This window comes from Streptomyces uncialis (genome assembly GCF_036250755.1).
Classification (GTDB): domain Bacteria; phylum Actinomycetota; class Actinomycetes; order Streptomycetales; family Streptomycetaceae; genus Streptomyces; species Streptomyces uncialis.
This window is the reverse complement of record NZ_CP109583.1, coordinates 5,382,014-5,394,235: the sequence shown is the minus strand read 5'-3', so window position 1 is coordinate 5,394,235 and position 12,222 is coordinate 5,382,014. Positions and strand designations below refer to the sequence as shown.

General features: G+C 70.2%; 10 protein-coding genes. 2 read left to right on the top strand and 8 right to left on the bottom strand.

The window, feature by feature from the left end; translation table 11 throughout:
• Positions 1-165 precede the first annotated feature (165 nt).
• A complete protein-coding gene (locus OG711_RS22365) occupies positions 166-870 on the bottom strand; it encodes a M23 family metallopeptidase (protein ID WP_073795231.1) in 705 nt (234 codons plus the stop codon).
• 805 nt (positions 871-1,675) lie between these two features.
• Between OG711_RS22365 and OG711_RS22360 the strand changes: the two genes are divergently transcribed.
• Positions 1,676-4,597: an NACHT domain-containing protein gene (locus OG711_RS22360; protein WP_329560178.1), complete on the top strand. Its 2,922-nt coding sequence runs from the start codon at positions 1,676-1,678 to the stop codon at positions 4,595-4,597.
• Positions 4,598-4,687: 90 nt separating this feature from the next.
• On the opposite strand, the gene OG711_RS22355 is transcribed toward OG711_RS22360, so the two are convergent.
• A complete protein-coding gene (locus OG711_RS22355) occupies positions 4,688-7,216 on the bottom strand; it encodes an ATP-dependent Clp protease ATP-binding subunit (protein ID WP_073795237.1) in 2,529 nt (842 codons plus the stop codon).
• Between the two features lie 433 nt (positions 7,217-7,649).
• On the opposite strand from OG711_RS22355, the gene OG711_RS22350 reads away from it, so the two are divergent.
• Positions 7,650-8,339: an SCO3374 family protein gene (locus OG711_RS22350; protein WP_329560177.1), complete on the top strand. Its 690-nt coding sequence runs from the start codon at positions 7,650-7,652 to the stop codon at positions 8,337-8,339.
• Here the strand turns inward: OG711_RS22350 and OG711_RS22345 are convergent.
• The 6 genes from OG711_RS22345 to OG711_RS22320 all read right to left on the bottom strand — a co-directional run bounded on the left by OG711_RS22345 (position 8,312) and on the right by OG711_RS22320 (position 12,215).
• A complete protein-coding gene (locus tag OG711_RS22345) occupies positions 8,312-8,650 on the bottom strand; it encodes a histone-like nucleoid-structuring protein Lsr2 (protein ID WP_073795243.1) in 339 nt (112 codons plus the stop codon). The genes OG711_RS22350 and OG711_RS22345 overlap by 28 nt on opposite strands.
• Before the next feature lie 229 nt (positions 8,651-8,879).
• The gene (locus OG711_RS22340; RefSeq protein WP_073795245.1) at positions 8,880-9,422 is read right to left on the bottom strand and encodes an amino-acid N-acetyltransferase; all 543 of its coding nucleotides are present in this window, start codon (positions 9,420-9,422) and stop codon (positions 8,880-8,882) included.
• A gap of 9 nt (positions 9,423-9,431) precedes the next feature.
• Positions 9,432-9,962 (bottom strand): BlaI/MecI/CopY family transcriptional regulator, encoded by a 531-nt coding sequence (locus OG711_RS22335; protein ID WP_399504967.1) that lies wholly within the window; start codon positions 9,960-9,962, stop codon positions 9,432-9,434.
• 198 nt (positions 9,963-10,160) lie between these two features.
• The gene (locus OG711_RS22330; protein WP_329560175.1) at positions 10,161-10,346 is read right to left on the bottom strand and encodes a hypothetical protein; all 186 of its coding nucleotides are present in this window, start codon (positions 10,344-10,346) and stop codon (positions 10,161-10,163) included.
• Positions 10,347-10,365: 19 nt separating this feature from the next.
• Positions 10,366-11,082, bottom strand: a complete 717-nt coding sequence (locus OG711_RS22325; RefSeq protein ID WP_329563961.1) for a hypothetical protein — start codon at positions 11,080-11,082, stop codon at positions 10,366-10,368.
• Positions 11,083-11,417: 335 nt separating this feature from the next.
• Positions 11,418-12,215, bottom strand: coding sequence for a type III pantothenate kinase (locus OG711_RS22320; protein ID WP_073795267.1), 798 nt, complete (start codon positions 12,213-12,215; stop codon positions 11,418-11,420).
• Positions 12,216-12,222: the final 7 nt, after the last annotated feature.

The following is a 12,222-nucleotide window of genomic DNA, read 5'->3' as shown; positions in this document are numbered from 1 at the left end:
TCCGGGGAGTGACCCGCGCCGGAGGGTTCCCCCAGCTCCGGGGAGCGACCCGCGCCGGAGGGTGACCGTAGGTGTACCGCCCCCAAACGCACGGACCCCCGGTCATCGCGCGGAACGCGATGACCGGGGGTGAACACATCCGTGTCGGACGTCGGCGTCAGCCGATCAGAACTTGACGCCCATGCTGCTGAGGTAGGCGGCCGGGTTCACGGACGAGCCGTAGTTCGGGGTGGTGCGGATCTCGAAGTGCAGGTGCGGGCCGCTGGAGTTTCCGGTGTTGCCGGACAGGGCGATGACCGTACCCGCGTTGACCTTCTGGCCGACCGAGACGTTGACCTTCGACAGGTGCGCGTACTGCGAGTACTTGCCGTTGGTGTGCTTCACGACGACCGCGTTGCCGTACGCGGGACCGTCACCGCCACCGTTGGGGCCCGCCTTGACGACGGTGCCGCCGCTGACGGACATCACGGGGGTGCCGGTCGGGATGGCGAAGTCCTGGCCGGAGTGCTTGCTGGCCCACATACCGCCGGCCTGGGCGTAGCCCGCGGACAGCGCGTAGGAGCTGACGGGCTTGACCCAGCCGGTGCTCTTCTTCGCGGCGACGGGCTTGACCGAGACGGCCTTCTTCTTCTCCGCGGCGGCCGTGGCCTTGGCGGCGGTGGCCTTCGCGGCCTTCGCCTGGGCGGCGGCCTGGCCCTTGACGGACTCGGCGACGGTGGACGGCATCGCGGTCACCGACTGACCGGGGGTCGCAGCCGCCGCGACCCCGGCACCCAGCGCGGCCGAGACTCCGACGCCCGCGGCGACAGCGATCGTCCGGGTGCGAAGCAGGGACGAACCGGACATGAGGGACGTGGCGAACTTGGACATGCAAACCTCCGGGCTTGGGGGGAAGTGCCCGTCCGGCTGTGAGCCGCGCTTGACCGCTGTGACGCTCGACTGGGCGAGTGGCACGGGCCGTGGGGCGCGCTGGCTTCGGATGGGGCACGAGAGACCCGGAGTACGTCGGCGTATCTGCCGGGCTGGCCGACCCGCATACCTGCCGGGCTGGCCATACCTTGGTAACCCGCCACGGGGCCCGGGTTCAAACCCCCCTACTACTAGGCGAAGTCGTACATAAACGTCACATCGCGAGGGTCTTGACAGCGTTCACCCTGGGTTTCATATCGGGGCAAAATGGCGCGAAAACCTGGGTTTGAGGCGGGAGGTCACCGATTCGACGGGCCTCCGAGGCCCCTGGGGGCGGGCACCCTCCGACGCCCCGTGACCGCCCGGCGCCCTGCGGGTGACCCGTCCCCGGCCCCCGGGACAGCAATCCACTATTCCATCTAGTACCGGACAAAACGCCTGTGCCCCATGTCACCGGGCAGCAAGATCCAGCACCCTGTGAATGTGACCCGGGCTACCCTCGGAGAGCCGTTCCGAGAGGCACCGCGCGACTCATTTCCGGCTCGGGAAGGGGCGGTTCAGGGGTTCAGGGGTGACCCAGGGCACAGCTCCCCGCCCCACCCGCCACCCGTGTCGCACGGGACCGCTCCTCTCCGTCACGGCGACAGCGGGATGACCGCACGGCGGCGCACGGCACGGCGTCCCAGGGCAGCGCAGCGCAGGGCAGCGCAGGGCATGACACGGCACGGCACGGCATCGCACGGCACGGACTTCGGGGGGAGACCGGATGGATCCATCGGTACTGGGGGTGCGCCTCGCGTCCAGCGCGATCGCGCCTCTGATCAGGCAGCTCTTCGTCCGGGAGGGGCCCGGCGCGGGACTGGTCGACCGCCCGGTCCGGCTCTCCTCGTACTTCTCCCTCCGGGGCGAGCGGCGCACCCTCACCCCCACCCAGGTGCGGGGCCTCGCCCTGCGGCTGGTCCGGGGCGCGGTCGCCTCGCCGGGCGAGCGGCCGTTCCCCGCCGACGAGGAGAACGCCGTCGTGGACGCCCTCACCCGGACCCTGTGCGCCCTCGGCGACCTCGACATGGACGACGTCCAGGCCGTACGCCTCGGACACCGCGAACTGGCCCGCACCCTCTACGCGCGCGCCGCCGCCGACGGGCCCGCCCCGGACCATGAACTCACCGCCGACGCCTCGGTGTTCCTCACCTCGGCCGTGGAATGGGCGTCCCTGCACATCCTCCAGTTCTTCACCCAGCGCTCCACGTTCGTGGCCCGCACCCTGGTCGACCAGAGCCGCGCCCAGAGCGAGATGATCGCCAAGCTGGACGAGCTGATCACCCGCGCGCCCCGCCCCGACGCCCGGCGCGCCTCCTTCGAACGCCGCTACCGCGCCCAGCTCGCCGCCAAGCACGGCAAGCTCACCATCTACGGCATCGATCTGACGTCCACCCCGGGCGTCTGGCCGCTGGACGTGGCGTATCTGAGCCTCATGTACACCGAGGAGGCGGACGAGCACCCGACGCGCGGTACACGGCCCGGGACCGGCGGGCCGGATACGGAGGAGTCCCCCGGCCGGTTCGTCCCGGCGCACACCACCACCCACCTCGCCGACCAGGTCCTCGCCATCCACCCCCGGGTCCTGCTGCGGGGCGTCGCGGGCTCCGGCAAGACGACGCTCGTCCAGTGGCTCGCCGTCTCCGCGACCCGCGCGGCTCCCGACGGGCCCCTCGGCCATCTGCACGGCCTGATCCCGTTCGTCCTGCCGCTGCGGACCCTGACCCGGCACGGCGAACGTCTGCCCGGCCCCGAGCGCTTCCTGGAAGCCGCCGGTTCCCCGCTGGCCGGGGCGCAGCCCGACGGCTGGGCCGACCATGTGCTGACCGCCGGACGCGGGCTGATCCTGGTCGACGGCATCGACGAGGTCCCCGCCCCCGAACGCGACCGTGCCCGCACCTGGCTCGCCGATCTGATCGCCGCGTACCCCGGCAACCGCTGGCTGGTCACCTCACGCCCGTCCGCCGTCCGGGAACGCTGGCTCGCGGACGACGGCTTCGCGGAACTCACGCTCTCCCCCATGAACGCGGCCGATGTGGCCTCGTTCATCCACCGCTGGCACTCGGCGGCCCGCTCCGGCGCCGCCGAACCTCATCTCGCGCTCCTGGACGGGTACGAGCGGCAGCTGCTCACCGCCGTGCGCACCAAACCCGACCTCGGCCGACTCGCCACCAACCCGCTGATGTGCGGCCTGATCTGCGCCCTGCACCGCGACCGGCACGGCTACCTCCCGCACGGCCGCCGCGAGTTGTACGAGGCGGCCCTGGCGATGCTGCTGTCCCGGCGGGACCGGGAGCGGGACATCCCCGGCGGCACCGGTGCCGAGCTGCGGCAGGAACCGCAGACACAGCTGCTCCAGCGACTCGCGTACTGGCTGATCCGCAACGGCCGCACCGAGATGGACCGCGACCGCGCCGAGGCCGTCATCGGTGAGGCGCTGCCCGCGATGCCCGAGGCGGCGGCGATCGGGGACGCCCGGACCGTCTTCGCCCATCTGCTGCTGCGCAGCGGTCTGCTGCTGGAGCCCTCCCCCGGCGCGGTGACCTTCGTGCACCGCACCTTCCAGGACTATCTGGGCGCGCGGGCGGCCGTGGAGGCGTGGGACATCGGACTGCTGACCGGCCATGCCGCCGACGACCAGTGGGAGGACGTCATCCGGATGGCGATCGCCCACGCCCGCCCGAGGGAACGCGCGGAACTCCTGGACGGAATGCTGAGCGCGGGTGACGCGCTGCCCGAGGGCCGGGAACGCAACCGGGTCCATCTGATGGCCGGCGCCTGTCTGGAACACGCGACGGAACTCGACCCGGCGGTCCGCGCACGGGTCGCGGAACGGGTGAACGCGCTGATTCCGCCACCGAATCCGGGAGCCGCCCGGGAACTCGCCACCGTGGGCCCGCTCGTCCTCGATCTGCTGCCCGGTCCCGGCGAATACGGCGAGCACGAATCCCGCATGGCGGTCATCACCGCCACCCGAGTGCAGTCCGACGCAGCGATTCCCTTCCTCGCCCGCTACGCCGACACCCCGTACCTTTCCGTGCGCTCCCAACTCGCCTGGTCCTGGTTCCGCTTCGACACGGCCCGATACGCCGAAGAGGTGATCGCGGAGCTCGACCCTGAGGGACTCTTCATCTCGGTGAGCAACGAGGCGGAACTACGTGCCCTGGGAGAACTCGGCGGACGCCCGCTGGTGCAACTGTGGGGCGCCATCGAACCGAGCGTGATCGCGGAGTACGTATCCCGTTATCGGCCGAAGGAACTGACCTTCGACACACCGGCGCGCACGCGGCCCCCCTGGAAGTTGCTCCAGTCGTTGGACGAACTGGAGAGGCTGAGTCTTTGGCACCTCAACTCCACCGTGTCCTCGGACGACTGGCGGGAATTGGAGAAGATCCCGTGCCTCACTGAACTCGGTGTGGACGCGAGGCAACTCCCCACCATGGCGGAAACGCTCACCCTGCCCGAACTCACCGACCTGGTACTGCTCGTGGCAGGGCCGACGGGGCCCATCGACGTTTCGGCGTTCCCCGACCGATTCCCGCGTCTCAGCCTGTTGACCATTCATCCGATGGGGCCTGCCGATGTGCCGCTGCTCGGACTCGACAGGCTCCCTGAATCCCTTGAAGTGATCCAGGAATCCAGGTCCTGACACCCACCCGAACACCGGAAAAGGGGCTGTCCCCGGACCCTGAAGGTCCGGGGACAGCCCCTTTCGCCACATGCGCTCAGCGCGTGGGCGTCACGCTTCCTTGCTCAGGTTGGGGCCCGCGCCCCCGCCTGTCGCCTGCTCGATCGGCGGGGCGTCCGGCAGCGCGGCCTTCTCCTCGCCGCGGAAGGTGAAGGCCTTGCTCTCGCCCTCGCCCTCCGTGTCGACGACCACGATGTGACCGGGGCGCAGCTCACCGAAGAGGATCTTCTCGGAGAGGATGTCCTCGATCTCCCGCTGGATGGTCCGGCGCAGCGGCCGGGCACCCAGGACGGGGTCGTAGCCGCGCTTGGCCAGCAGCGACTTGGCGTTCGGGCTGAGCTCCAGGCCCATGTCCCGGTCCTTCAGCCGCTCGTCCACCTTGTCGATCATGAGGTCGACGATCTGGATGATGTCTTCCTCGGTGAGCTGGTGGAAGACCACCGTGTCGTCGACACGGTTCAGGAACTCCGGGCGGAAGTGCTGCTTCAGCTCGTCGTTGACCTTGGCCTTCATCCGGTCGTAGTTGGTCTTGACGTCACCCTGGGCGGCGAAGCCCAGGTTGAAGCCCTTGGAGATGTCCCGGGTCCCGAGGTTGGTCGTCATGATGATGACCGTGTTCTTGAAGTCCACGACCCGGCCCTGGGAGTCGGTCAGCCGACCGTCCTCCAGGATCTGGAGCAGGGAGTTGAAGATGTCGGGGTGGGCCTTCTCGACCTCGTCGAACAGGACGACGGAGAACGGCTTGCGGCGCACCTTCTCGGTGAGCTGGCCGCCCTCTTCGTAGCCGACGTAACCGGGAGGCGAGCCGAAGAGCCGCGAGACCGTGTGCTTCTCGCTGAACTCCGACATGTCGAGGGAGATCAGCGCGTCCTCGTCACCGAAGAGGAACTCGGCGAGGGTCTTCGACAGCTCGGTCTTGCCGACGCCGGACGGTCCCGCGAAGATGAACGATCCACCGGGACGCTTGGGGTCCTTCAGACCCGCGCGCGTACGCCGGATCGCCTGCGAGAGCGCCTTGATGGCGTCCTTCTGGCCGATGACCCGCTTGTGGAGCTCGTCCTCCATGCGCAGCAGACGGCTCGACTCCTCCTCGGTCAGCTTGAAGACCGGGATGCCGGTGGCGGTCGCGAGGACCTCGGCGATCAGCTCGCCGTCGACCTCGGCGACGACGTCCATGTCGCCGGCCTTCCACTCCTTCTCCCGCTTGGCCTTCCCGGCGAGGAGCTGCTTCTCCTTGTCGCGCAGGGAGGCGGCCTTCTCGAAGTCCTGCGAGTCGATCGCGGACTCCTTGTCCCGGCGGACACCGGCGATCTTCTCGTCGAACTCGCGGAGGTCCGGCGGCGCGGTCATCCGGCGGATGCGCATCCGGGAACCGGCCTCGTCGATCAGGTCGATCGCCTTGTCCGGCAGGAAGCGGTCCGAGATGTAGCGGTCGGCCAGCGTGGCGGCCTGGACGAGGGCCTCATCGGTGATGGAGACGCGGTGGTGGGCCTCGTAGCGGTCGCGCAGACCCTTGAGGATCTCGATGGTGTGCGGCAGCGACGGTTCGGCGACCTGGATGGGCTGGAAGCGGCGCTCAAGGGCCGCGTCCTTCTCCAGGTGCTTGCGGTACTCGTCGAGAGTGGTGGCACCGATGGTCTGGAGCTCACCACGCGCGAGCATCGGCTTGAGGATGCTCGCGGCGTCGATCGCGCCTTCGGCGGCACCCGCGCCGACGAGCGTGTGCAGCTCGTCGATGAACAGGATGATGTCGCCGCGGGTGCGGATCTCCTTGAGGACCTTCTTCAGGCGCTCCTCGAAGTCACCGCGGTAGCGGGAACCGGCGACCAGCGCGCCGAGGTCGAGGGTGTAGAGGTGCTTGTCCTTCAGGGTCTCGGGCACCTCGCCCTTGACGATGGCCTGCGCGAGGCCCTCGACGACGGCGGTCTTGCCGACGCCGGGCTCGCCGATGAGGACCGGGTTGTTCTTGGTACGGCGGGACAGCACCTGCATGACCCGCTCGATCTCCTTCTCGCGCCCGATGACCGGGTCGAGCTTGGATTCACGGGCGGCCTGCGTGAGGTTGCGGCCGAACTGGTCCAGCACAAGGGAGGTCGAGGGCGTGCCCTCGGCGGGACCGCCGGCTGTGGCGGTCTCCTTGTTCTGGTAGCCGGACAGCAACTGGATGACCTGCTGGCGGACCCGGTTGAGGTCTGCCCCCAGCTTGACCAGGACCTGGGCGGCGACGCCCTCGCCCTCACGGATCAGGCCGAGCAGGATGTGCTCCGTGCCGATGTAGTTGTGGCCCAGCTGAAGGGCCTCGCGGAGCGAAAGCTCCAGGACCTTCTTGGCACGGGGGGTGAAGGGGATGTGACCGGACGGGGCCTGCTGGCCCTGACCGATGATCTCCTCCACCTGCTGACGGACCGCCTCAAGAGAAATCCCGAGGCTCTCCAGGGCCTTAGCGGCGACACCCTCACCCTCATGGATCAGGCCCAGGAGGATGTGCTCAGTGCCGATGTAGTTGTGGTTGAGCATCCGGGCCTCTTCCTGAGCCAGGACGACAACCCGCCGCGCGCGGTCGGTGAACCTCTCGAACATCGTTAATCGCTCCTCAGAGCGGTCAGGCAGTGAAAGGGGTCGGTCCCCTCCCTGTCCTTCCGCAGCTTAGTCCCGCAAGCGGGGACCGCTCATTCCAACTGCCGACACCCGTGCGTGGCCTCCTGACCGCGAACGCCGACATGTGCTCCAACCCGATGGTGCGAGACGATGTTCCCGCAGGCCAGACAGATACCCCCGCCATCAGTACGCCGATGGCGAACGTGAGACCGCCGGGCCGTGCGTGTCGCCCCTCCCCACTAGGGATGTCTTACCCGCACGTACTGACAGTCCATGCGGGGTGTACCGGTTCCCTCCGCTACGGGCGAACAAGCGCGCGCCGCCACCAAGCCTCGTACCCCCTCGATCCGGCCACCGTGGGCGGAGATCCGCGCACGGTGCGTAACCGAGGTGGTGCTTCGGCTGTTCCTCCGGCATGGATCCCACCGTCCCGCGCCCCCGTCGGCCGCTCCCCGCGAGCGGTCCCGTGGGCCGGTGGTACGAGAACGTGCTGGGCTGGCCCACGGTTCCCGGTCCGCCCGGTGCGGGCGCCGGCGGGGCGGGCCCGGCGCTGCTGGTGTGCGGGGTGCGGTTCGATGTGCTGGAGATGCCGTCCCGGGCCGCCGACGGGGTGCTGCGGCGGTTCGCGGACGGGGCGCCTCCCGGTGTCCCGTCGGCTCCGGTGGCACGGTCCGGCGGGCGGACCTGGTTCCTGATGGCCGCGGGGGGCGCCGAGGAACTGCCGGGGCTGCTGGAGTGGCTGGGGTGGGGGGCGCTGCCGGAAGGGCTGGGCCTGGTGGCGATCGGCGCGGGCGGCCGGATCGAGGCGCCCCGGCCGCCTGGGTGGCCGCCCCACGGGGATGTGACCCGAGGGGGAGCCGCCGGACGGGAGGGTGGCTCACAAGGGGCCGCGACCTGGATGCGGCCCCCTGAGCCGGGGCATGCGGTGGAGCCGACGCTTCCGGCGCCTTGGCTGCTGCCGTCACCGGGTGCGCGGGAGGGCGCACCCGGGGGCGGTGGGGGCGCCCCCGACCTCGTACGGCTCGTGGACTCGGCGGCCACGGAGTGCCTGCGGGTCCGGTTGGGCCGGGCGTGCGATCAGCGGTGGGCGTCGTCGTACGCCTGACGGATGTTCGCGGGGACCCGGCCCCGGTCGTTGACCTCGTAACCGTTCTCCTTCGCCCAGGCACGGATCTGCGCCGTCTCCTGGCCGCTGCCGCCGACGGCCGCACGGGACTTGCCCCGCCCGCCCGCGGAACGGCCGCCGGTGCGGCGCCCGCCCTTCACATACGCCTCCAGCAGCCCGCGGAGCTTGTCCGCGTTCGCCGTGGTGAGGTCGATCTCGTAAGTCTTGCCGTCCAGCGCGAACGTCACCGTCTCGTCCGCCTCGCCACCGTCGAGGTCGTCGACAAGAAGGACCTGAACCTTCTGTGCCACCGGATTTTCCTTTCATCGATAACGTGCGGGCCGGTCTCCGCGGCAACTGGCCGCTGATTCGCCGCCCCTTGTTATATGCAGTACAGCAGTACGTCGGAAAGCAAACCGCCTTTGCGGGAAAAACACAAACCCCTGGACAGGACCGGCCCTCCCGAGAAGCCCGGAAACGTGCGCGTTTCGGACATAGGGCGCGAGGGCAGGGACACAGCGGAATACTGTGTCCCGTCGATCACAGATGCAGAAGCATCCGGCTGTTGCCCAAGGTGTTCGGTTTCACCCGTTCGAGTCCGAGGAACTCCGCGACACCCTCGTCATAGGAACGAAGGAGCTCGCCGTACACATCGGAGTCGACGGGGGTCTCACCGATCTCGACGAAGCCGTGCTTCGCGAAGAAGTCGACTTCGAAGGTGAGGCAGAATACGCGCCGAACACCGAGCCAGCGGGCGGTCTGGAGCAACTTCTCCAGGAGTTGATGCCCGACACCGGCGCCCTTCAGCTCGGGGTTCACGGCCAGGGTGCGGACTTCCGCGAGGTCTTCCCACATCACATGCAGCGCCCCGCAGGCTACGAGCTGCGCGTTGTCGTCGCGTTCCGCGACCCAGAACTCCTGGATGTCCTCGTAAAGCGTGACCGTGGCTTTGTCGAGCAGGATGCCCTTGCGGACGTACGAGTCGAGGAGTCCGCGCACCTCGGGGACATCACTGGTCCGGGCCCGGCGTACGGTGACCGCTTTCCCGGGTTTCCCGGCGACTTCGGGTTGCTCTGGAGGCATGAGCGGACGCTATCGCCCGCCCTCCGTGTTCTGCGCGGGGGGCCGGTTCGCGGGCTTCCCCTGGTTCTCGGTGCCCAGGTTCTCGGTGCCCGGGATCTCCGGATTCCCGGCGTTCCGGGCGTCGGCCGGCTCCTCGGTGTCCCCTGACTCCCCTGACTCCGCGGACTCCGGGGGGTTCGCGGGGTTCTCCGGTGGTGGGGCGGACGGCGGGTTCTCGGGACCCTGGACCATACGTACGGCGTCGGTGAGGGCTTCCCGCTGCTCCGGCGACATCATGCCGAAGAAGGCGACCAGGGCGGCCGCCGGGTTGTCGCTCTGCGACCAGGAGTCGTTCATCAGTGCGGCCGCGTACGCCGCGCGCGTGGAGACCGCCTCATATCGATAGGCGCGGCCTTCCGCCTCACGGCGTACCCAGCCCTTCTGATGGAGATTGTCCAGGACGGTCATCACCGTGGTGTAGGCGATCGAGCGATCCCGCTGGATGTCTTCCAGGACTTCCCGAACGGTCACCGGCCGGTTCCACTGCCAGACCCGCGTCATGACCGCGTCTTCGAGTTCTCCCAAGGGGCGAGGCACAGTCCGCACCATATCCGTATAAGTTCCGCATAGCGCAATGAACATGGCCTTTAAATGACAAAAAGGGCGTACGACTCGATTCTTTCGAGTCGTACGCCCTTACCGCGACGATCCGGTACGGCGGTACGTCAGATGCCTCGGCGGGTCAGGCGCCCGAGCGGGTCAGGCGGCGCTGTCGGGCGCCGCGGCGCGGCGGGCCTGCTCGGCCTGCTGCTGCAACGCGTGGTCGACCGCCGCGTCCTCCTTGGCCTTCTTGTCGCCACCCTGGGTCTTCACGATCGTCACGATGAGCGCGGTGAAGAACACTGCCATCACGACGGGGGGCACGAGCGCGGAGACGTAGTCCATGGGCCCAGGGTAGCGAGCGCTATCCGGCGGCCCACTGCTGGGGAGGGTCCGCCGGCGGTTCGGCGGCGGGCCCCGGGGTGCCGTCCGGCGCGGCCGGTCCACCGGGTCCGGCCGGGCGGCGGCGCGGCGGGAAGACCTCCGCGGGCGTCGGCACGGGCCGCTGCGGCGCCGGTTCGCCCGGCTTGCGCTTCGGGTCGGCCCCGGGGCGCTCGGCGGGCTTGTCCGCGGCCTGCGGGCGCGCCGGGGCGCCGATCCGGGCGAGACCGCCCGGCAGGGCCGTCAGGCGGGCACGGGAGCCCGGGACGGACGCCGTGCGCCCGGCGGGGACGCTCGCCGCCGGGGCCGACAGCACGGACGGGACGGCCCGTCCGGCGAGCCGGGCCCGCACCGCGCGTTCGGCCAGGGTGCGGCAGCGTTCGAGGAGGGCCGCGGCGACCGGATTGCCGCGCAGCGCCCGCAGCGCGGCGAGATCGTCGGGGACGGGCTGGTACCCGGCGGCGAGCACGTCCTCCAGGAGGGACAGATAGCCGCCGACCGTACCGGGCAGGGCGGCCCGGTAGCGGTCCAGGTCGTCGACCAGGAAGGCGCGCAGCCGGGCACCCTCGCGCACCGCCTCGTCGACGGAGTCGGCGAGCCGGAGACAGTCGTGGACGTCCTCGGCGGATACGGGGCCGGGGTGGAGGGCGAGAGCGAGGGCACGGCGGAGCACATGGAGCTCCTCCGCGCCGAACGCCATGCCGCCGCGAGATCCGTATGGCGTGGGCATGGGGTGACGATACGCGCTAATCAGACAAAATTCGCTGACTGCGGGGATGTGGCGTGGCCCCGCGCGCCCGGGTGGGGCGGCCGGGTCGGGGAGGGTCCGGGAGTGGTCCGGTGGCGCGAGGGTCGTCCCGGTGCGGGTCCCGGTGCGGGTCCCGGTGCGGGTCCCGGTGCGGGTCCCGGTGCGGGTCCCGGTGCGGGTCCCGGTGCGGGTCCCGGTGCGCCCCGCGCCGGAACAGGTACGGGCCGGGGGCGCGGCGGCGCGGGGCGCACCGGGGTGTTCCCGTCGCACCCGGGCCGCACGTCCCGCTACATCCGGGCGATGTTGCGTTCGTAGACCAGCCGCAGGCCGATCAGCGTCAGCCACGGCTCGTGCTCGTCGATCACGGACGCCTCGCCGAGAACCATCGGGGCGAGCCCTCCGGTGGCGATGACGGTGACCTCGGACGGGTCGGTGGCCAGCTCACGGGACATCCGGGTGACGACCCCGTCGACCTGGCCCGCGAACCCGTAGAGGATGCCCGACTGCATGGCCTCCACGGTGTTCTTGCCGATCACGCTGCGGGGCCGCGCCAGCTCGATCTTGCGCAGCTGCGCCCCGCGGACCCCCAGCGCCTCGACGGAGATCTCGATGCCGGGGGCGATGACCCCGCCGGTGTACTCCCCGCGCGCGGAGACCGCGTCGAAGGTGGTCGCCGTACCGAAGTCGACGACGATCGCGGGACCGCCGTAGAGCTCGACCGCGGCCACCGCGTTGATGATGCGGTCCGCGCCGACCTCCTTGGGGTTGTCCATGAGGATCGGCACCCCGGTCTTGATGCCGGGCTCCACCAGGACGGCCGGCACGTCGCCGTAGTAGCGCCGGGTGACCTCGCGCAGCTCGTGCAGCACGGACGGGACGGTGGAACAGATGGCGATGCCGTCGATGCCGTCGCCCAGTTCCTCACCGAGCAGCGGGTGCATGCCCATCAGGCCCTGGAGGAGGACGGCCAGCTCGTCGGCGGTGCGGCGGGCGTCCGTGGAGATGCGCCAGTGCTCGACGATCTCGTCACCGTCGAAGAGGCCCAGCACGGTGTGGGTGTTGCCCACGTCGATCGTCAGCAGCATGGCGTCT

Excerpts from the sequence above, each read along its gene's own strand:
- OG711_RS22365 (WP_073795231.1), bottom strand. The coding sequence starts at position 870 with ATGTCCAAGTTCGCCACGTCCCTCATGTCCGGTTCGTCCCTGCTTCGC.
- OG711_RS22360 (WP_329560178.1), top strand. The coding sequence starts at position 1,676 with ATGGATCCATCGGTACTGGGGGTGCGCCTCGCGTCCAGCGCGATCGCG.
- OG711_RS22355 (WP_073795237.1), bottom strand. The coding sequence starts at position 7,216 with ATGTTCGAGAGGTTCACCGACCGCGCGCGGCGGGTTGTCGTCCTGGCT.
- OG711_RS22350 (WP_329560177.1), top strand. The coding sequence starts at position 7,650 with ATGGATCCCACCGTCCCGCGCCCCCGTCGGCCGCTCCCCGCGAGCGGT.
- OG711_RS22340 (WP_073795245.1), bottom strand. The coding sequence starts at position 9,422 with ATGCCTCCAGAGCAACCCGAAGTCGCCGGGAAACCCGGGAAAGCGGTC.
- OG711_RS22335 (WP_399504967.1), bottom strand. The coding sequence starts at position 9,962 with ATGACGCGGGTCTGGCAGTGGAACCGGCCGGTGACCGTTCGGGAAGTC.
- OG711_RS22330 (WP_329560175.1), bottom strand. The coding sequence starts at position 10,346 with ATGGACTACGTCTCCGCGCTCGTGCCCCCCGTCGTGATGGCAGTGTTC.
- OG711_RS22325 (WP_329563961.1), bottom strand. The coding sequence starts at position 11,082 with ATGGCGTTCGGCGCGGAGGAGCTCCATGTGCTCCGCCGTGCCCTCGCT.
- OG711_RS22320 (WP_073795267.1), bottom strand. The coding sequence starts at position 12,215 with ATGCTGCTGACGATCGACGTGGGCAACACCCACACCGTGCTGGGCCTC.